20 protein-coding genes and 1 tRNA gene are annotated in these 18,105 nt (G+C 72.5%); 9 read left to right on the top strand and 12 right to left on the bottom strand.

Going from position 1 to position 18,105, the window contains the following annotated elements; translation table 11 throughout:
- Positions 1–140 precede the first annotated feature (140 nt).
- Positions 141–1,223, top strand: a complete 1,083-nt coding sequence (locus ACLHRZ_RS37585; protein ID WP_490423356.1) for a GGDEF domain-containing protein — start codon at positions 141–143, stop codon at positions 1,221–1,223.
- Between the two features lie 149 nt (positions 1,224–1,372).
- Positions 1,373–2,911 carry a histidine ammonia-lyase gene (hutH, locus tag ACLHRZ_RS37580; protein ID WP_490423355.1) on the top strand — a complete coding sequence of 513 codons (1,539 nt, stop codon included), beginning with the start codon at positions 1,373–1,375 and terminating at the stop codon, positions 2,909–2,911.
- A 233-nt stretch (positions 2,912–3,144) separates the two neighbouring features.
- Here hutH and ACLHRZ_RS37575 read toward each other — a convergent pair whose 3' ends face one another.
- Positions 3,145–3,435, bottom strand: coding sequence for a hypothetical protein (locus ACLHRZ_RS37575; RefSeq protein ID WP_490423072.1), 291 nt, complete (start codon positions 3,433–3,435; stop codon positions 3,145–3,147).
- 325 nt (positions 3,436–3,760) lie between these two features.
- On the opposite strand from ACLHRZ_RS37575, the gene ACLHRZ_RS37570 reads away from it, so the two are divergent.
- Positions 3,761–5,029, top strand: a complete 1,269-nt coding sequence (locus ACLHRZ_RS37570; RefSeq protein ID WP_490423071.1) for a L,D-transpeptidase — start codon at positions 3,761–3,763, stop codon at positions 5,027–5,029.
- A gap of 93 nt (positions 5,030–5,122) precedes the next feature.
- Here the strand turns inward: ACLHRZ_RS37570 and ACLHRZ_RS37565 are convergent, their stop codons facing one another.
- A complete protein-coding gene (locus ACLHRZ_RS37565) occupies positions 5,123–6,538 on the bottom strand; it encodes a cytochrome P450 (protein ID WP_490423070.1) in 1,416 nt (471 codons plus the stop codon).
- Between the two features lie 212 nt (positions 6,539–6,750).
- Between ACLHRZ_RS37565 and ACLHRZ_RS37560 the strand changes: the two genes are divergently transcribed.
- Together ACLHRZ_RS37560 and ACLHRZ_RS37555 are read left to right on the top strand one after the other, a co-directional pair.
- Entirely contained in the window at positions 6,751–7,746 is a 996-nt protein-coding gene (locus ACLHRZ_RS37560) for a GNAT family N-acetyltransferase (RefSeq protein WP_490423069.1), read from the top strand.
- A gap of 109 nt (positions 7,747–7,855) precedes the next feature.
- Positions 7,856–9,103 carry a DUF2786 domain-containing protein gene (locus ACLHRZ_RS37555; RefSeq protein ID WP_490423068.1) on the top strand — a complete coding sequence of 416 codons (1,248 nt, stop codon included), beginning with the start codon at positions 7,856–7,858 and terminating at the stop codon, positions 9,101–9,103.
- Between the two features lie 14 nt (positions 9,104–9,117).
- On the opposite strand, the gene ACLHRZ_RS37550 is transcribed toward ACLHRZ_RS37555, so the two are convergent.
- Positions 9,118–9,888, bottom strand: coding sequence for an AraC family transcriptional regulator (locus ACLHRZ_RS37550; protein WP_490423067.1), 771 nt, complete (start codon positions 9,886–9,888; stop codon positions 9,118–9,120).
- Positions 9,889–9,943: 55 nt separating this feature from the next.
- Here ACLHRZ_RS37550 and ACLHRZ_RS37545 point away from each other — a divergent pair, with 55 nt between their 5' ends.
- Positions 9,944–10,528, top strand: a complete 585-nt coding sequence (locus ACLHRZ_RS37545; RefSeq protein WP_490423066.1) for a class I SAM-dependent methyltransferase — start codon at positions 9,944–9,946, stop codon at positions 10,526–10,528.
- Here ACLHRZ_RS37545 and ACLHRZ_RS37540 read toward each other — a convergent pair.
- Both ACLHRZ_RS37540 and kilB read right to left on the bottom strand, forming a co-directional pair.
- On the bottom strand, positions 10,525–10,956 hold the full coding sequence (locus ACLHRZ_RS37540) for an acyl-CoA thioesterase (RefSeq protein ID WP_490423065.1): 432 nt from the start codon (positions 10,954–10,956) through the stop codon (positions 10,525–10,527). The genes ACLHRZ_RS37545 and ACLHRZ_RS37540 overlap by 4 nt on opposite strands.
- 7 nt (positions 10,957–10,963) lie before the next feature.
- Positions 10,964–11,461 carry a plasmid transfer protein KilB gene (gene kilB / locus ACLHRZ_RS37535; protein WP_490423064.1) on the bottom strand — a complete coding sequence of 166 codons (498 nt, stop codon included), beginning with the start codon at positions 11,459–11,461 and terminating at the stop codon, positions 10,964–10,966.
- Between the two features lie 353 nt (positions 11,462–11,814).
- Here kilB and ACLHRZ_RS37530 point away from each other — a divergent pair.
- Positions 11,815–11,888: transfer RNA gene (locus ACLHRZ_RS37530), tRNA-Lys, on the top strand.
- 470 nt (positions 11,889–12,358) lie between these two features.
- Here ACLHRZ_RS37530 and ACLHRZ_RS37525 read toward each other — a convergent pair.
- Together ACLHRZ_RS37525 and ACLHRZ_RS37520 are read right to left on the bottom strand one after the other, a co-directional pair.
- Positions 12,359–12,880 carry a DUF6879 family protein gene (locus ACLHRZ_RS37525; RefSeq protein ID WP_490423063.1) on the bottom strand — a complete coding sequence of 174 codons (522 nt, stop codon included), beginning with the start codon at positions 12,878–12,880 and terminating at the stop codon, positions 12,359–12,361.
- Positions 12,864–13,073, bottom strand: a complete 210-nt coding sequence (locus ACLHRZ_RS37520) for a hypothetical protein (RefSeq protein ID WP_490423062.1) — start codon at positions 13,071–13,073, stop codon at positions 12,864–12,866. The genes ACLHRZ_RS37525 and ACLHRZ_RS37520 overlap by 17 nt, the downstream gene beginning before the upstream one ends.
- Before the next feature lie 178 nt (positions 13,074–13,251).
- Here ACLHRZ_RS37520 and ACLHRZ_RS37515 point away from each other — a divergent pair, with 178 nt between their 5' ends.
- The gene (locus ACLHRZ_RS37515; protein ID WP_490423061.1) at positions 13,252–13,725 is read left to right on the top strand and encodes an NUDIX domain-containing protein; all 474 of its coding nucleotides are present in this window, start codon (positions 13,252–13,254) and stop codon (positions 13,723–13,725) included.
- A 28-nt stretch (positions 13,726–13,753) separates the two neighbouring features.
- Here the strand turns inward: ACLHRZ_RS37515 and ACLHRZ_RS37510 are convergent, their stop codons facing one another.
- The 3 genes from ACLHRZ_RS37510 to ACLHRZ_RS37500 all read right to left on the bottom strand — a co-directional run bounded on the left by ACLHRZ_RS37510 (position 13,754) and on the right by ACLHRZ_RS37500 (position 15,998).
- Positions 13,754–14,107 (bottom strand): DUF6247 family protein, encoded by a 354-nt coding sequence (locus ACLHRZ_RS37510; RefSeq protein WP_490423060.1) that lies wholly within the window; start codon positions 14,105–14,107, stop codon positions 13,754–13,756.
- 89 nt (positions 14,108–14,196) lie between these two features.
- Positions 14,197–14,856 carry a peptide-methionine (S)-S-oxide reductase MsrA gene (msrA, locus tag ACLHRZ_RS37505; protein ID WP_490423059.1) on the bottom strand — a complete coding sequence of 220 codons (660 nt, stop codon included), beginning with the start codon at positions 14,854–14,856 and terminating at the stop codon, positions 14,197–14,199.
- Positions 14,857–14,909: 53 nt separating this feature from the next.
- Positions 14,910–15,998, bottom strand: a complete 1,089-nt coding sequence (locus tag ACLHRZ_RS37500) for a hypothetical protein (protein ID WP_490423058.1) — start codon at positions 15,996–15,998, stop codon at positions 14,910–14,912.
- A gap of 128 nt (positions 15,999–16,126) precedes the next feature.
- On the opposite strand from ACLHRZ_RS37500, the gene ACLHRZ_RS37495 reads away from it, so the two are divergent.
- A complete protein-coding gene (locus tag ACLHRZ_RS37495) occupies positions 16,127–17,272 on the top strand; it encodes a cystathionine gamma-synthase (protein WP_490423057.1) in 1,146 nt (381 codons plus the stop codon).
- Positions 17,273–17,304: 32 nt separating this feature from the next.
- On the opposite strand, the gene ACLHRZ_RS37490 is transcribed toward ACLHRZ_RS37495, so the two are convergent.
- Positions 17,305–17,565: a hypothetical protein gene (locus ACLHRZ_RS37490; protein ID WP_490423056.1), complete on the bottom strand. Its 261-nt coding sequence runs from the start codon at positions 17,563–17,565 to the stop codon at positions 17,305–17,307.
- Positions 17,562–18,035: a sigma factor-like helix-turn-helix DNA-binding protein gene (locus ACLHRZ_RS37485; protein ID WP_490423055.1), complete on the bottom strand. Its 474-nt coding sequence runs from the start codon at positions 18,033–18,035 to the stop codon at positions 17,562–17,564. The genes ACLHRZ_RS37490 and ACLHRZ_RS37485 overlap by 4 nt, the downstream gene beginning before the upstream one ends.
- Positions 18,036–18,105: the final 70 nt, after the last annotated feature.

The following is an 18,105-nucleotide window of genomic DNA, read 5'->3' as shown; positions in this document are numbered from 1 at the left end:
CATGATGCGATGAAGCGGAATGGGTACGGCGTTCCTGCGCCGGCGTACGGGGGCTGCGCGTGGACGAATGCGAGGCTCGGGTGGCAGAAGACGGGGAGTGCGACGTCCGGCTGCGCGCCGTGGTGGAGCTGGCGCAGGCGATGGCCGCCGCACGCACCCCGCTGGACACCGTCGGGGCCGCGGCGGAGGGCGCCCTGCGGGCGCTGGACGGCAGCTTCGCCGCGATCTCGGTGTGGGAGCGCGAGGCCGGCCGGCTGCGGGTGCTGGTGAACGCGGGCGAGCGCGCGACGGGGGAGGCGCACTTCCCCGGTGACGAGTGGTACCCGGTGCACGACTTCCCGGAGATCGCCGAGTTCCTGCACGAGGAGTGGGTGGGCGGCCAGCCGCGTGCCTGGGTCGACACCGCCGGGGACACCGGGCCGACGGCCCACCGCCGCAGAGCGGCCGCGCTGCGCGAGCGAGGCCGCGGCTGCTGCGTCGTGGCCCCGCTGGTGCTGCACGGGCGCGCCTGGGGCGAGCTGTACGTGGCCCGGCCGGCCGGGGCGCCGGTCTTCGATGCGACGGACGTGGACTTCGCGACGGTCCTGGCGGCCGTGACGGCGGCGGGGATCGCGCAGACCGAGCGGCTGGAGGAGGTGCGCCGGCTCGCCTTCACCGACCCGCTGACCGGCCTCGCCAACCGCCGCGCGGTGGACATGCGGCTGGAGGAGGCGGTGGAGCGGCACCAGGCGGAGGGTGTGGTCGTCAGCCTGGTGGTGTGCGACCTCAACGGGCTCAAGCACGTCAACGACACGCTGGGGCACGCGGTCGGGGACCGGCTGCTGGAACGTTTCGGGTCGGTGCTGTCGCTGTGCGGGGCCCGGCTGCCGGGGGCGCTGGCGGCGCGGCTGGGCGGGGACGAGTTCTGTCTGCTGGCGGTCGGCCCGGCGGCCGACGAGGTGGTCCGGGTCGCGTCCGAACTGTGCCGCCGGGCCGGGGAGTTGGAGCTGGGCGAGGGTGTCGCGTGCGGGGTGGCGTCCACCGGGGACCCGATCGGCCCGGTGCGGTCCGCGCGGCGGCTGTTCCGGCTCGCGGACGCGGCGCAGTACCGGGCCAAGGGGGCGCGGGCTGCGGAGCCGGTCGTTGCGGGGCGCGCCGGGGGGCTGGCCGATCCCGTGGTGCGGATGGCGGACCGGCCGCCGGTGCCGGTCGCCGCGGAGCGGCGGAGGTTTCGGGGGCGGTGAGTCTTTCGGGTGCGGGTCGGCTGTGGTTGCTCGCGCAGTTCCCCGTGCCCCTGACGGGGCACGGCCTCCCGGCATGCGAGGTCGTCCACCGGCGTTGTATCTACTAGTGACAGCTCGCGATTCAGTCTCTAGGGTGCCTGAATATGGATATGCACACTGTGGTGGTGGGGACGGCCGGGACGACTGCGGACGATGTGATCGCCGTGGCGCGTCACGGTGCGCGGGTCGTCGTGTCGGAGGAAGCGCTGGCCGCCGTGGCCGCCTCGCGGCAGGTCATCGACGATCTCGCCGCCAAACCCGAGCCCGTCTACGGCGTCTCCACGGGCTTCGGTGCCCTCGCCGTGCGCCACATCAGCCCCGATCTGCGCGCCCAGCTCCAGCGCAACATCGTGCGCTCGCACGCGGCGGGCATGGGGCCGCGGGTGGAGCGGGAGGTCGTCCGCGCGCTGATGTTCCTGCGCCTGAAGACCCTCGCCTCGGGCCGCACCGGTGTGCGTCCGCTGGTCGTCGAGACCATGGCGGCCATCCTCAACGCGGGCATCACGCCCGTGGTGCACGAGTACGGCTCGCTCGGCTGCTCCGGCGACCTGGCGCCGCTGTCCCACTGCGCGCTCACCCTGATGGGAGAGGGCGAGGCCGAGGGCCCCGACGGCGTCGTGGCGCCGGCCGCGCAGCTGCTCGCCGCGCACCGGATCGAGCCCGTCGAGCTGCGCGAGAAGGAGGGCCTCGCGCTGCTCAACGGCACGGACGGGATGCTCGGCATGCTGGTCATGGCCTGTGCCGACCTGGCCCGGCTGATCACCTCCGCCGACGTCACGGCCGCGCTCTCGCTGGAGGCCCTGCTCGGTACGGAGAAGGTCCTCGCCCCCGAGCTGCACGCGATCCGCCCGCACCCGGGCCAGGGCGCGAGCGCCGCGAACATGCTGCGGGTGCTGGCCGGTTCGGGGCTGACCGGGCACCACCAGGACGACGCGCCGCGCGTGCAGGACGCGTACTCGATCCGCTGCGCGCCCCAGGTCGCCGGCGCGGGCCGGGACACCCTCGCGCACGCCCGGCTGGTCGCCGACCGCGAGCTCGCCGCCGCCGTCGACAACCCCGTCGTGCTGCCCGACGGGCGCGTCGAGTCCAACGGCAACTTCCACGGCGCCCCGGTCGCGTACGTCCTGGACTTCCTCGCCATCGCCGCGGCCGACCTCGCCTCCATCGCCGAGCGCCGCACCGACCGGCTGCTCGACAAGAACCGCTCGCACGGCCTGCCCCCGTTCCTCGCCGGGGACGCGGGCGTCGACTCGGGCCTGATGATCGCCCAGTACACGCAGGCCGCCCTGGTCAGCGAGATGAAGCGGCTGGCCGTGCCGGCCTCGGTGGACTCGATCCCGTCCTCCGCGATGCAGGAGGACCACGTCTCCATGGGCTGGTCGGCGGCGCGCAAGCTGCGCACGTCCGTGGCTGCCCTCGCCCGCGTCGTCGCCGTCGAACTCGTCGCCGCCACGCGCGCGATCGAGCTCCGCGAGGGCCTGACGCCGGCCCCGGCGACGCAGGCGGTGCTCCGTGCCGTACGCGCGGCCGGCGTCGAGGGGCCGGGGGAGGACCGCTTCCTGGCGCCCGACCTGGCGGCGGCGGAGGAGTTCGTGCGGGACGGGAAGCTGATCGACGCCGTCGAGCCGGTGACCGGGCCGTTGGCCTAGGGCGTGTCCGATGGGTCAGTGCGGGCCCCGCGGCGTCCGGTGCTGGGGGCACCTCCTGGGGGCACCCCCAGCGGTAGCTGGGGGAGGTAGCTGGGGGAGCGTCGCGGGGCCCGCACTGACCCATCGGACACGCCCTAGCGCTCCGCGCGGGGCGCAGTGCGTCGACTGCGGGCTGTCTGTGGTTGCTCGCGCAGTTCCCCGCGCCCCTTCGGGGCGCCCCTGACGGGGCGCGATCACGCCGCGCGCGCGGCCCTCCGCACCGCGGCGGTGACCAACACCCCGCCGACGCCCACGAATGCGATGCCGCCGACCAGGTACGGAGTGGTGTCCACGCTGCCGGTGTCCGCGAGGGCCACCGGGTCGGGGGCCTGGCCCTGCGGGGCCGCGGGCGCGGAACCGGTGGTGACGGCGGCGCGGGCGGCGCCGGGGCGCTCGCCCGTGGCGTGCGCGCTCGGCACGCACCACACCGCGCACAACACTGCGCCTGCGGCGACGGCGGTGAGCAGCGGACGGCGTGCGGTCACGGGATGAATCCCCCTCGGAGCGCAGGAGTTCGGGGGTCGTGGAGCGGCGGCGCGTCCCGACTGACACGATGTTAGTGACAGGAGCGGGTGCCGGGGAAGCCGAGTCCACCGCTCGATACGGGGCCGGGGCGCCCGGGGGGACTTCCCTATCAGGACCCCGGTTGCGGTGTCCGCCCCCCGAGGGGCTTTACTGGCGTGGTCTTCCCCACACTTGGCCGATGAGTGGAACGGACGATTCGGTGCATGCGTTCCTATGCAGTAGCCGGGAGACGTGTTGCACCACGAGCCCCACGCACGGCCCGGGGGACTTAGGGGTCCAGGAGCAATGGAGAAGCGTGTGATGACCTACGGCAAGCGTCGCAAGGCCCTGGTGGCCGCGGCCGCTGTGCTCGGCGGTGTACTGACCCTCGCTGCATGCGGCGGCGACGGCGACGGCAAGAACGGCGGCTCCGGGGGGAAGTCGCAGAACCAGGTGGACGCGCAGGCCGCGAAGGACGCCTCCAAGGCCCAGATCAAGATCACGCCCAAGGGCGGCACCACCGACGCCGGCATCACCACCGACGCCGTTCAGGTCACCGTCACCGACGGCGAACTCACCAGTGTCAAGCTGACGGACGACAAGGGCACCCCGGTCGAGGGCACCCTGGCGGCGGACAAGAAGAGCTGGAAGCCGAACAAGCAGCTCGAGCGGTCGACCAAGTACAGGATCGTCGCCGAGGCTAAGGACGACAAGGACCGCAAGGCCACGGAGAACTCGTCCTTCTCCACGGTCTCGCCGGCCAACAGCTTCATCGGCTCCTTCACCCCCGAGGACGGCTCGACCGTCGGCGTCGGCATGCCGGTGTCGATCGAGTTCGACAAGCCGATCAAGGACCGCAAGGCCGTCCAGTCGCACCTGGAGGTCAACTCCAGCACCGGCCAGAAGGTCGTCGGCCACTGGTTCAGCGACCAGCGCCTGGACTTCCGCCCGCAGGAGTACTGGAAGGCCGGCTCCGAGGTCACGCTGAAGATGGAGCTGGGCGGCGTCGAGGGCGCCCCCGGCATCAAGGGCGTCCAGAACAAGACGGTCAAGTTCACGGTCGGCCGCTCCCAGGTCTCCACGGTCGACGCCGACACGCACCAGATGACGGTCGTGCGCGACGGCAAGACCCTCAAGACCATCCCGATCTCGGCGGGCGGCCCCGACAACCCCACGTACAACGGCCAGATGGTGATCTCCGAGAAGTTCAAGGAGACCCGCATGGACGGCTCGACCGTCGGCTTCACCAAGGGCGACGGCAAGGGCGAGTACGACATCAAGGACGTCCCGCACGCCATGCGGCTGTCCACGTCGGGCACCTTCATCCACGGCAACTACTGGGGCAGCGGCATCTTCGGTGTCGCCAACACCAGCCACGGCTGCGTCGGCCTGCAGGACACCCAGGGCGCCAACGACCCGTCCACGTCGGGTGCGTGGTTCTTCGACAACTCGATCATCGGCGACGTCGTCGTCATCAAGAACTCCAACGACAAGACGATCAAGCCGGACAACGGTCTCAACGGCTGGAACATGGACTGGAAGGACTGGGTCGCGGGCAGCGCGACCGGTTCCTGATCGCAGTCGGCCGACGGCCCTCCCGGCGGGTTTCCGCCGGGAGGGCCGTCGTCTTTCCCGGGCGGCCGCAGGTTTCCCGGGCGGCTGCAGGGCTCAGCGCCGCTCCACGACCATCGGCAGCGCGTCCGGGTGGATCTCCGCCCGGGCCACCGCCCGCACCCGGACGCCCGGGGCCGGGCGGAGGCGCCAGTGGCGGCAGATCACGGCGGCGGCGACCGTCATCTCGGTGAGGGCGAAGGCGTCGCCGATGCACTTGTGGGCGCCCGCGCCGAAGGGGAGGAAGGTGCCGCGGGGCAGGGCGCGGCTGCGGTCCGGTAGCCAGCGGTCGGGGTCGAAGCGGTGGGGCTCGGGGTGCCAGCGGGCGTCGTGGTGCAGGGCGTACGGGCTGTAGAGGATCTCCGCGCCGGCCGGGACCGTCACCGCGCCCAGCCGGACCGGTGTCCTGGCGCGGCGGGTGATCAGCCAGGGGGCGTAGCGGCGCAGGGTCTCCAGGATGACGCGCGTGGTGAACTGCAGCCGCGGCAGGTCCTCGTGGCGCGGCGGGCGGCCGTCCGGCATCGTGTCGACCTCGGCGTGGACCCGCGCCTCCAGCTCGGGGTGGCGGCCCAGTTCGTGGAAGAACCAGGCCAGGGAGGCGCCGGTGGTCTCCACTCCCGCCATGGCGATGCTCGTCACGTGGTCCTGGAACTGGCGGGCGGTCAGGCCCTGTTCGGCATCGGCGGGCCCGTCCGGCCCGTCCTGTGGCGCGAGGAGGGCGGACAGCATGCCCCCGCCCTGCGGGCCCGCGGCGCGCTGCGCCGCCACCGCCTCCGCGACGAGCGCCGTCATCGTCCTGCGGGCCCGCTCGAAGCGGCGGTTGCCCGGGGTGGGCAGGCGCGTCCACCACTCGGGCAGGATCATCCGGACCATCATGCCGCGTGTGAGCACGGGCAGGGCCTGCTGGAAGGCCTCGCCGGAGCGGGTCTCCAGGCGGTCCGGGAGCAGGGCCCGGGTGACGACCGCGAGCGAGTAGTCGTTCATCGCGTGGTCCACCGCGACCGTCCGGCCCGGGGTCCAGCCGGATGTGATGTGCTGGGCGGCGTGGTGCATGACCGGGACGCAGGCGGCGATGCGCTGCTGGCTGAACGCGGGCTGGATGACGCGCCGTTGGCGGCGGTGCTGCGGGCCCGACGTCGCCGCGAGCCCCTCGCCGAGGAAGGCGGACGCCTTGTCGAAGAGCCGCCCGCGCGAGAAGTCGCGCGCGCCGTCGACGAGGACGTGCCGCACGAGCGCCGGGTGCGTGAGCGCGTACGCCGGCAGCCTGCCCAGGCGCACCCGGACGACGTCGCCGTGGGCCGTCAGCGACGTGACGAACTCCAGCGGGCGCCGCATCAGGGCGGGCGTGTGGCCGAGGACCGGCCAGGCGCCGGGTGCCCCGGGAGCGGCGCCCGGCGTGGTTGCGGTGATCCCGGCCGGTTCACCGGGCCCGCCGGCCGGGCTGTCGGTCGGACGCTGCAGAGGTGTTGCCACCTGCTTCCCCCTCCCCCTCCGCCACGCGTTGAACGCGCAACGTATCTTTTCGACTACTCACCGCTACCCAAACTCCTGGTCAATACACCGACACGCTGAAATCGGTGCGCACGATGCTGCTGGACCGGGCGTGCGCCCCGTGCCTGCGGCAACACCCCGGGCCCATGGAAATGCCGACGACAGTGCGCGCCGCGAGCCGTACCGTGCGCAGGATGAGCGACCTGCTGCGCCTGCGCGCCCGTCCGTCCGAACTCGAGATCGACGCGTGGCACGCGGTGGTCACCGCTGCGCACGCGCACGACCTGCCGCCCTCCGTGCCGCCGCCGGGCCGCGTCGAGACCGCGGGACTGCTGTGCGTGCCCCCGGTGGACGGCAGAGCAGTTCAACTGGCCGTGCTGCAGCAGGGCCGGCGCGGGCCGGACCCGGGGCGGTACGCCGGAGTCGCCTCGCTGCGGCTCTTCGGCGGCGTGGAGAACCGGACGACGGCCTGGCTCGGCCGGTTTGCCGTCCGCCCCGGCATGCGGCGCCGCGGCATCGGCGAGCGACTGTGGCAGGAGGTGCGGAAGGCGCTCGCCGAGGAGGGGTGCACCTCCGTGAACCTCCTGGTCGAACTCGGCAGCGCAGGCGCCGAGTTCGCGGCAGCACACGGTTTCACGTGCGCCCTGCCACTCGTGGTCTACGTCCAGCGTCTTGTGGACGTCGCCGGCGAGAGTGCCCAACTGCCCTCCGGTTACCGCTTCCTGTGCTGGACCGGTGTCGTGCCCGAAGAGCACGCCGCCCCCTTCGCGGCCGTGCGCGGCGCCATGGCCGACAGTCCCTCGGGCGACCTGGACCTGGTGCCGCACCGCTGGGACGCCGCCCGCGTCCGTACCGACCAGCAGACGGTCACCGACCGCGGCGGCGTGATGCTCACCGTCGTCGCCGTCGCCCCCGACGGCACCCACGCCGCCTGTACGGAGCTGGTGCAACGCTCCCCGGGCGACGTGCGCGCCCATCAGCACGGCACCGCCGTGGCCCCCGCCCACCGCGGCCGCGGCCTGGGCCGTGCCGTCAAGCTCCGCATGGTGCAGCTGCTTGCCGAACAGGGCCTGCCCGTACGGGAGATCGTCACCTCCGTCGCCGACGACAACGGTCCGATGCGCGCGGTCAACAAGCTCCTCGGCTACCGTCCCGAACGTTCGGTGGGCATCTGTCGGTTCCGGCTGTGAACCGGGCCCGGGAGCAGGGCGCGCCGTCCGCGAGAATGGAGACGTACGCACATGCGTACGCGCCCGCAAACGCGGTGCACGCCCGTAGCGCCCGCAGGAAAGAGAGACCGTGGCCCAGCGCAGGAGGCCCGAGCGGCCCGACGAGACCGAACTGACCGCGGCAGTCGAGACGGCCGTGCGCACCCTGCGCGCCTTCACCGGTTCCGCCGACGACCTCGACGACGCCGTCTACGCCGCCGCCTCCGCCCTGACCGCCGCTCCCGCCGGCGCGGAGGCCCTCGGCCGCGCCGTCGTCCGCGTCGCCTCCGCGGCCGTGCGCGGCTGCTGGGAGCGCGGCTGGCAGCCCGCCGACGTCGTCCGGCTCGTACGTGCACAACTCCCGGCCACCGAGGCGCGGTTCACCGTCGACGTCATCGCCGCCGAGGCCCGCCGCTACGCCCCCGAGACGCTCGGCGCACGCTGGACGGCGCAGCTGCGCGAGCTGGAGGCCCGCGTCTGGTGGGAGACCGACGACGACTTCCTCGCGGGCTTCGCGGCACGCGAGCGGCTCGGCCGCTTCGAGACCGTCGCCTGCGCGCTCGGCGCCCTGCGCATGATCGGCTCCCTGCCGCGGATCGGCGCCGTCGGCCCGCTGCCCGGCACCGGGCACCTGCAGACCTGCACCGCCGTGGAGCCCCGCATGCTCGGCCGGATCCGCGCCCTGCTGGCGAAGGCCGAGTCGACGCAGTTCCCGGAGGAGGCCGAGGCGCTCTCGGCGAAGGCCCAGGAGCTCATGGCCCGGCACGCGCTGGACGAGGCGGCCCTGGCCGCCGCCGCATCCGCCGGTTCCGCGGGCCGGGGGGACGGCGACGGCCCGGAGGCCTGCCGGATCGGGGTCGAGGGCCCGTACGAGTCGGCCAAGGCCCTGCTCCTGGACGCCGTGGCCGCGGCCAACCACTGCCAGGCCGTGTGGTCCGGCGAGTACGGCTTCTCCACGGTCGTCGGCTTCGAGGCGGACCTGGAGCTGGTGGAGCTCATGTACACCTCGCTCCTCGTGCAGGCCACGGCAGCGATGCGGCGCGCCGCCGACGATCACCACGCCCGCGGCCGTTCGCGCCGCACGCGCGACCTCCGCGAGTCCTTCCTGATCTCCTACGCGGCCCGCATCGGCGAACGCCTCGCCGCCGCCGTGCGCGACGTCACCGCGCAGGAGCCGCGGTCCGAGGTCCTGCCGGTGCTCGCCGCCCGCGACGTGGCGGTCGGCGAGACGGCGCAGCAGCTGTTCCCCGAGACCACCGCGCACCGGCTGCGCGGGCGGGACGCGGACGGGTGGGCGCAGGGGGCGGAGGCGGCGGACTCGGCGGTGCTGCGGGACTGAGCCTCAGCGGATCCTCAGCGGCTGAAATACGTGCCGGGGGGCACCCCCACCCCCCTGCGGAACGCCGCCACGAAGGCGCTCGGCGAGCCGTAGCCCACTCGGCGGGCCGCCGCCGACACCGTGGCCCCCGCCGCCAGCAGCGGCATCGCCGCCTCCAGGCGCAGCTGGGCGCGCCACTGACCGAACGGCATGCCCGTGTCCGCGACGAAGGCACGGGCCAGCGTCCGGGCGCTCGCGCCCACCACCGCGCCCCACTGCGCCAGTGACCGCCCGTCCGCCGGGTCCGCGCGCAGCGCGTCCGCCACCTCGCGGGCGCGGGGGTCCGTGGGCATCGGCGCGCGCACGGTCGTCACCGACACGGCATGCAGCTGGTCGAGGACGACGGCCTCCGCCCGGCGCCGCGCCTCCGGGGCGAGGACGGCCGCGTCCTGCGCGAGATGCCCGATGAGCTCGCGCAACAGCCCCGAGACGGGGACGACTTGGGGCTCCCGCCAGGTGCTCCACACGGGGTTCCGCACGGTCGGGCAGCGGTCGGGCCGCACATACGGGCTCTGCACCAGGGCCGCGCTCGTCGCCCCCGTGGCGTGCCGGACGCCCGCCGGGATCCACAGCGCCACGGACGGCGGCAGCACCCAGGTCCGGTCGGCCGTCCGCACGGCCAGCACCCCCTGCGCCGCCCACGCCAGCTGGTGCGTGGGGTGCTCGTGCGGCGTGAACCACTCGCCGTCGTCGAGGGCGAAGCTGCCGACGGCGATGGCGTGTCCGTCCTGTCCGTCCTGCGACATGGCCTGTCCTCCTGCCCCGTATGCGGCACCCCCGGTCGCTCCCTAGCCTCGCAGCATGCCGATGAACCTGATCCACCGCCGCCGGTGCAGCTCCGCGAAGTGGGCCCGCGCGGTCGAGGACGTCATGCTGCCGTGGGCCCTCGACGGGGTCGAACCGGGCCCGGACACCCTGGAGATCGGTCCCGGGTACGGGGCCACGACGCGCGTCCTGCTGCGGCATGAGGTGCAGCGCCTGACCTTGTTGGAGGTCGATGAGGCCTCGGCGGCGCGTCTGCGCGAGGAGTTCGCGGGGAGGGCGGAGGCAGTGCACGGCGACGGCGTGCGAATGCCCTTCACGGACGGGCAGTTCGACACGGTGGTCTGCTTCACGATGCTCCACCACGTCCCGGCACCGGCCGCGCAGGACCGGCTGTTCGCGGAGGCCCACCGGGTGCTGCGCCCCGGCGGCGTCTTCGCGGGCTGCGACGCGCTGACCAGCCTGCGCTTCCGCCTGATCCACATCGGCGACACGTGCGTGCCGGTGCCGCCGGCAACCCTGGGGGAGCGGCTGCGGGCGGCTGGGTTCACGAAGGCGGAGGTGACGGTGGGGGAGGGACGTTTCCGCTTCCGGGCGCACCGGGCACACTGGGCGGCGGTCTAGAGCCCGAGCACCCCGGGATCCGAGGCCAACGCCCGGAAATACACCCGCGGATCGGGCACCAGCCGCCGCTCCTTCAGCTCCAGCAGCCCGCCGGCGCTGGACACCTCGGCGGCGAGCGTCCCGTCCGCCGTGACGATCTCCTGCTCGAACCGGAACGTCTTCGGCGTCCTCCCTCCGCCGAAGACGTACCGGCAGCTCACCGATACTTCGTCGCCGGCGCGCAGCTCCTTGAGGTATTTGATGTTCGTCTCCAGAACGATCAGCCCAACCCCCTGCTCCAGCAGGTCGCTCTGCCGGATCCCGGCGGCTTCCAGTGCGGACCAGCGGCCGTGCTCCGCGTACTGCATGTACACGGCGCTGTTGAGATGTCCCTGCGAGTCCGTCTCGTAGCCGCGGACCACGATGGGCACGGTGAATGCATCGGTCATGCCGTGCTCAACGAGGCGCGGGGAGCTCCGTGTTCCCGGGCAGTTCCGTGATCGTGTGCTTGGCCGCGGCGACGAACCCGTGTATGGCCTCCTTGGCGGCCGTCCGCTTGACGTCCCAGTCGGCGCGGTCGGTGGCCTTGAAGATCTCGCCCACGCAGTCCAGCACCTCCTGCGAATGCCGCACCAGTTGCTCGTCGTCGGTGAGCATCTGCAGCCGGAACAGCGCCTCTTCGGCCGCCGTCCGCAGCTCGTACGACCGCGCCCGCATCGCGGGCTCGTCGTTGTCGAACACCACTTCGCCGTGCTGCTGCAGCCACCGCTCCATCAGACTCCGCCGGTAGTCGACGAGTTTCCCCGCGAACGACGAGTACGCGTCCAGCCGTTCCTGCCGCAGCTTCTCGTCCCGCGCAAACCGCTCACTGCGCCGGGCGCCGCGCTGCTGGAACGTGTAGGTGACGCCGGAGCCGAGCAGCGTCCCGACGACGGCGATGATGCTTGCCCCCATTCCCTGCATGGGGGCAGTGGATCACGGCGGGGGGCGATTGGCGAGATTTCCCGGTGATCGGGCGGCCGGACCGTGGGACGATCTTCGCGGCACCGTCCCGGCATACCGACCCGAACGGACATCATGCGCACCTTCGTCACCGCTCTCGCCGTGCTCACGCTCCTGATCAGCCTGGTGGGTGTGGCGCGGAGCCGGAGGGGGCCGGGGGCGCCACTTCCGAAGGGGGCGCTTTGGACTCTGGTCGCGGTCAATCTGGCCCTGGCTGTTTCGGTGAGCTGGACGCAGCTGGCGTGAGGGGCGGGAGGGATGTGAGGGGCAGGGGTGCCCGCACATTCATGTAATATTTCACCGACGCGCCGCTAGCTCAGTTGGTTAGAGCAGCTGACTCTTAATCAGCGGGTCCGGGGTTCGAGTCCCTGGTGGCGCACAGTGAAGGGGCCCTTTGCCGGTTGGCGAGGGGCCCCTTGCGTTTCATCACGGCTGTCGATGACGGCCGAGGGCTTCGGTCACGGCCGCTGCCGCGTCGGCCCGCAGCATCAGAGTCTCCACGTACACCTGCCCGTCATGGGTGACCACTGGGCGGACGGAACCGTGCGCCGACTCCGGAATTCCTGCCGCGGTCAGGGCATTCCGGAGCGCGGCCACGGTCCTCTCGGCGAGACTCCAACATTCGCGCCACTTTTCCGGGGAGATCACCATTGGTGCCCCCTGGAATGCGCCGCGATCTCCACATTCCGGTCGGTCTCGGCCGAATAGTCACCGCGACTACGGGCTTCGGACCGCTGCCGGGCCAGGGCCTTGCACACATCACAGTCCGCGGCCGGTGGTGGGGGACCGGCCGGGGGCGTCTTCAGCGTCTCTGCCAGGTCGGTCCTGGACCGGCTCAGCTCCTCGGGCTCAAAGGTCAAGGCCCTTCACGTACTCCTCGAAGGGCACTGACTCGGCGACGGCGATGCGCTGATGCTCGACGTAGGGACCCACGTCTCCCTCGAACACTTCCCGGCTGGTCTGCGTTCCGTCCGCCTCGTAGTTCATGAGGACGACTTCCTTCTTGTCGAACATCCAGAAGTCTTGGACACCGGCCAGCGGGTTGGGCCGGTCGGTCACGTCCATGATGCGAATGTCCTCACCGACCCAGACGTGCGGCCGGTAGTACATGAACTCGAAGCGGAGGTATTCCGAGAGCGGGCGCGTCACAATGTGCACGCGCCCCTTGGCCTTTCCCTCCCTGCGCACCCGCTCGAGGTCATCGGTGTACTCGTTCGCGTACGCATGAGGATCGATACGCTCCCCGGCCAGGAATGCCCGGATCTGCTCTGCTTCCTGCGGGACGTTGTACGCGGACAGGGTTTCGAGCCGCCATGCCTCGGACTGAAAGTCCCGGAACTTGGCCTGCCATGCCTCACCGTCCAAGAGCACGGACAGCCTCCTTCAGTACGTGCTCGGGAATTTTTACCAGTGCCTCACCGGCTGGAGGCCGGAAAGTTTCGCACTGCTCGCCCTGGACGACGATCTGGCCGTCCGTCTCGTCCCGGTACACGTTGGGGCAGTCGTTCTGATTGCACTCCCCGTTACCGCTGCCGGTGAGTCGGCTCAGTTCCTCCCGCGCCATGCCGAACCCCCTGGCTCTCTGCCCTGGTTGGGCCAACTGTTCATGACCGTACGAGGTCGACTGCTGGTCGTCTATGCGGCATCGTCAATATTCGCGTTGTCGGGTAGACGATCACGGGTTGCTCGGATAGGTGTTCGTCGGCAGCTCCCCCGCCTGATGGCTTCCGTAGGCTCACCGCATGACCGAGACCGAGCATGAGAAGCGCATGGCCCGCCCGCGGATGGCAGCGGGGGCCTTGTTCTTCAACGTCCGGGGGGACGTGCTGCTGGTCCGTCCCTCGTACAAGCCGAAGTGGGAGATCCCGGGCGGGTACGTCGAGGTCGGTGAATCACCTCTCGCAGCGTGCCGACGGGAGGTGCAGGAAGAGCTGGGCATCTCGCCGTCCATCGGCGATCTCCTGGTCGTGGACTGGGCGCCGAGCGAAGCGGAGGGCGACAAGGTGCTGTACGTCTTCGACGGCGGGCAGCTGCGACCGGAGGACGTGGCCGCGATCAAGCTTGCTCAGGACGAGCTGCTGGCCGCGGAGTTCCACCCGGTGGGAGCAGCCGAGGAGTTGCTGATTCCCAGGCTTGCTCGACGCGTGAAGCAGGCCATTGCGGCCCGGGAACTGTCCCACCCTCGGTACCTCGAACATGGCGAACCGACGTCCTGAAGCCGGGCAGGTACGAGCCAGACGTCGCTCACCGCTGGAAGATCCCCAGCGCTGCGTGTGCCTCGTCGAGGATGCCGCCGATACCCGAAGCGGCCTGGCGGGCCTGAGCGGCATCACCAGTAGCAGCGAGGTTTTCCAACTCCCTGCAGCGGGCGGCGATCTCGGGCCGGCGCCGGATGTGGACGTAGACCGACCACTGGGCGATGAAGCGCTGGAGAGGAGCGATGTCGGAGCCCTGCCGGGACTGATCCGCAGCCTGGTCGAGTTCCCGGGTGAAGGCGGGCAGGGCGGCTGGAGCAATCTGCCCGACAGCCTGTCGAAGTGCTGTCACCGTGGCAGCGGGCTGCGGGATGAGAGGCCGCCCGGCAGCGGAAGTTGTCATCGCTTCTCCCATGGGCGAGATTCTGGCCCCCGGCCCCAGCCTAGCCGTGGGGAACCGGAGGCCATCCGCCGAACGGGTGATGCGTGGCCTCACCCATCAGCCCGCGCCACCCCCACCGGACACGAAACCCCCGTCCCCCCGACCCCGCAGTACCCCGCCGGATTCTTGTCCAAGTACTGCTGGTGATACGGCTCCGCCGCGTGGAACGGCCCCGCCGCCCCGATCTCCGTCGTGATCGGGCCGTAGCCCGACGCCGTCAGGACGGACTGGTACGCGTCCCGCGACGCCTCCGCCGCAGCCTGCTGCTCCTCGCTGTGCGTGTAGACCGCCGAACGGTACTGCGTACCGCGGTCGTTGCCCTGGCGGAAGCCCTGGGTGGGGTCGTGGGATTCCCAGAACAGCTTCAGCAGGGCCTCGTACGTGGTCGCCGCCGGGTCGTAGACGACGCGGACCGCCTCCGTGTGGCCCGTGCGGCCGCTGCAGACCTCTTCGTACGTCGGGTTCGGGGTGTGGCCGCCCTGGTAGCCGACCAGGGTGGTCCACACTCCCGGCGCCTGCCAGAAGCGGCGCTCCGCGCCCCAGAAGCAGCCCAGGCCGAAGTCGGCCACGGCCAGGCCCTCGGGATAGGGGGCGGCCAGGCGGGTACCCAGGACCGTGTGGTGCTCGGGGAGCGGGAACGCGGGGGCCTCCCGGCCGGGGAGGGCCTGGGCGGGGGTGGGGAGGACAGGCTCGCGGTGTCCGAACAGCATTACGGCTCCAGAGGGGTGCGGGCGGGCGTCACCACGTCACAACGCGCGAGCGGTCACCCGTAATTCCGGCCCGCCTGCCAGCCGGCCACCGCCATGGCCCGGAACGCCGTGTACGCCGCCACCGGATCCTGCTCGTACGTCCACGGCACCGCCCCGATGTGCCCGTCCACCGCACGCAGCTGCTCCACGGCCTCGCCGTAGCGCTCGGCGCGCACCAGGAACCACACCAGCAGGTGGCGGACGTGCGGGAGCACCGGGTGATCGGACGGCGCGTGGTTCACCGCGTACTGCGCGGCCTCGATCGCCTGGGCGATCACCTCGCTCCGGAACAGGCTGCGCACCAGCTGGACGTCCGGCAGGTGGTCGTACACCGCGAACAGCGGCAGCGCCGGCAGCAGGCTGCCCTCCGGTGCGCCGGCCGCGGCGCGCCGGGCGAAGGCGTCGGCCTTCTCCTGCGAGCCGTGCCACTTCGCGCTCCAGTAGCGCAGGGCGGCCAGGTGGGCGCCCATGTGCTGCGGCGCCCGCGAGAGCACCGTCTCCCACACCGACTGGAACTCCGCCTCGCTCGCTCCCAGCCCGCGCGCGACGCCGAGCTCGACGATGTACGGGACCGGGTCGCCGGGGGCGAGCAGCGCCGCCTCCCCGCAGACCGTGCGGGCCTCCTCCAGGATCATGCGGAAGTCCTGCGACGACGGGTCGCGCAGCGCCTGCTGCACCAGGAACTCGGCCTGCACGGCCGCGCCGCCCGGGTCCTTGGGGGCCACCACCCGCCAGTGGCGCAGCCACATGCCGCCCGTGCCGGGGGCCTCCGTCAGCTCGCGCACGGCCGCCCCGGCCAGGGTCTGCACCCGCTGCCAGCGCAGCTCGGCGGACCCGTCCGCGGGCGTGCGGGCCAGCAGCTCGGAGGCGGGCTTCCAGTCCTGGGTGCGCCGGGCCTCGTCGACGGCGGCCAGCAGCTCCGGGTCGGGGCCGGGCAGGCGGACGTCCAACTGCTCGGGCGGCAGGAATCCCTGCCCGCCCACCGGGTCCGCGACCGCTCCGGCACCCTGCATCACCGCCTGTGCGGCGCGCCTGCGGCGCAGCGCGGGGACCACCACCCCGCACACGACGACGACGGCGATCAGGAGGAACAGAATCTCCATGGTTCGGGCTTCCTACGACAAGGGATTTCGGGTCTGCACACGGACAACGCCGCAGGCTGCCGGATCGTTCATGCGCCGGTTACAAGTGAACAGGGTGTTTCCCCCAACGGGGTACTACCCTCGGCCCAATGAGCGACCAGCAAGCTTTCGAGACCCTGGCCATCCACGCCGGGCAGGAGCCCGACCCGCTGACCGGGGCAGTCGTACCGCCCATCTACCAAGTGTCCACCTACAAGCAGGACGGCGTCGGCGGCCTGCGCGGTGGCTACGAGTACAGCCGCAGCGCCAACCCCACCCGCACCGCCCTGGAGGAGAACCTGGCGGCGCTGGAGGGCGGTGCCCGCGGTCTCGCCTTCGCGTCCGGCCTGGCCGCCGAGGACTGCCTGCTGCGCACGCTCCTCGCCCCCGGTGACCACGTGGTGATCCCGAACGACGCCTACGGCGGCACCTTCCGGCTGTTCGCCAAGGTCGTCGGGCGCTGGGGCGTGGAGTGGTCGGTCGCCGACACCTCCGACCCGGCGTCCGTGAAGGCGGCGCTGCGGCCCACCACCAAGGTGGTCTGGGTGGAGACCCCCTCCAACCCGCTGCTCGGCATCACCGACATCGCCCTCGTCGCGGGCATCGCGCACGAGGCCGGCGCCAAGCTGGTGGTCGACAACACCTTCGCCAGCCCCTACCTGCAGCAGCCGCTGGCGCTGGGCGCGGACGTGGTGGTCCACTCGACGACCAAGTACATGGGCGGTCACTCGGACGTCGTCGGCGGCGCGCTCGTCACCGCCGACGCCGGTCTCGCCGAGGAACTGGCCTTCCACCAGAACGCGATGGGCGCCGTGGCCGGCCCGTTCGACTCCTGGCTGACGCTGCGCGGCATCAAGACGCTCGCGGTGCGCATGGACCGGCACAGCGCCAACGCCGAGCGGGTCGCCGAGGTGCTGGTCTCGCACCCGAAGGTCACGCAGGTCTTCTTCCCGGGCCTGCCGGAGCACCCGCTGCACGAGGTCGCGGCCAAGCAGATGCGCGCCTTCGGCGGTATGGTGTCGTTCCGCGTCGCGGGCGGCGAGGAGGCGGCGGTCGAGGTCTGCAACCGTGCGCGGCTGTTCACCCTCGGTGAGTCGCTGGGCGGCGTGGAGTCGCTGATCGAGCACCCGGGCCGGATGACGCACGCCTCCGTCGCCGGTTCCGCGCTGGAGGTCCCGGCGGACCTGGTGCGTCTGTCGGTCGGCATCGAGTCGGCGGACGACCTGGTCGCGGACATCACCCAGGCCCTGGGCTGAGCCGCGGACCGATGACGAAGCGGGGCCGGAAATCACCGGTCCCGCAGCGCTGAAAGCGGCGGAACCGTGTCTTCCGGTCTGGCCGCCCACGGGTGCACGACCACGGCCCAGACGCAGAAGGCCACGACGGCCGCCAGCAGCAGCACCCACGCCGCCGCCCGGACGGCCCGCCGCCTGCGCAGCACCCGGCGGCCGCGCTCGGCGGCCCGCCCCGCCAGCCCGGCCGGGACGGCGGGGTGCGGAAGGGCCAGCATCCGCCGGACCTCGTCCTCCTTGCGGTCGTAGCCGCTCACGGCACGGGCCCCGCGGGCCTGCTGCGCAGGGCGGCCACCGCGCGCGTGCACAGCACGCGCACCCGTTCCACGGGCAGTCCCAGGCCGGCCGCGGCCTGTTCCTCGGCCACGCCCTCGTAGAGCCGCAGGACCACCACCAGGCGCTCCTTCGGCGGGAGCCGTTCCAGCACGCCCCCGCGCGGCTGCCGGTAGCGCCGGGCGGAGTACGCGAAGCGGGTCGCGAGCTCGCGGCGCGTGTGCTCGTACGGATCGTCGCCGCCGAGCCGGTCCCAGTCGGCGTAGGTACGGGCCAGGGCGGCGGTCAGCAGGCGCTCTGCGGCCCCGGGTGAGCCGTCGGCCGCGCCGGAACCGTGCGGGTCCTCGGCGGTCAGCAGCCGGGCGGCGTGCAGGAGCCGGCCGCCCGCGCCCCCGACGAATGCCTCGAACTCCCGGGCGCGGCGGCGTTCCCGGGCCGCCTGCCGCTCTCGCACGCCCCGCCTCCGTCACACCCCGGCCCCGGTGGCTTCCGGGGTTCCAGCAGACGGCAGCGGGGGCGGCCGG

The organism is Streptomyces sp. AM25, from assembly GCF_058146165.1.
Note: the sequence above shows the minus strand (reverse complement) of the source record. Positions and strands in the feature narration are given on the sequence as shown.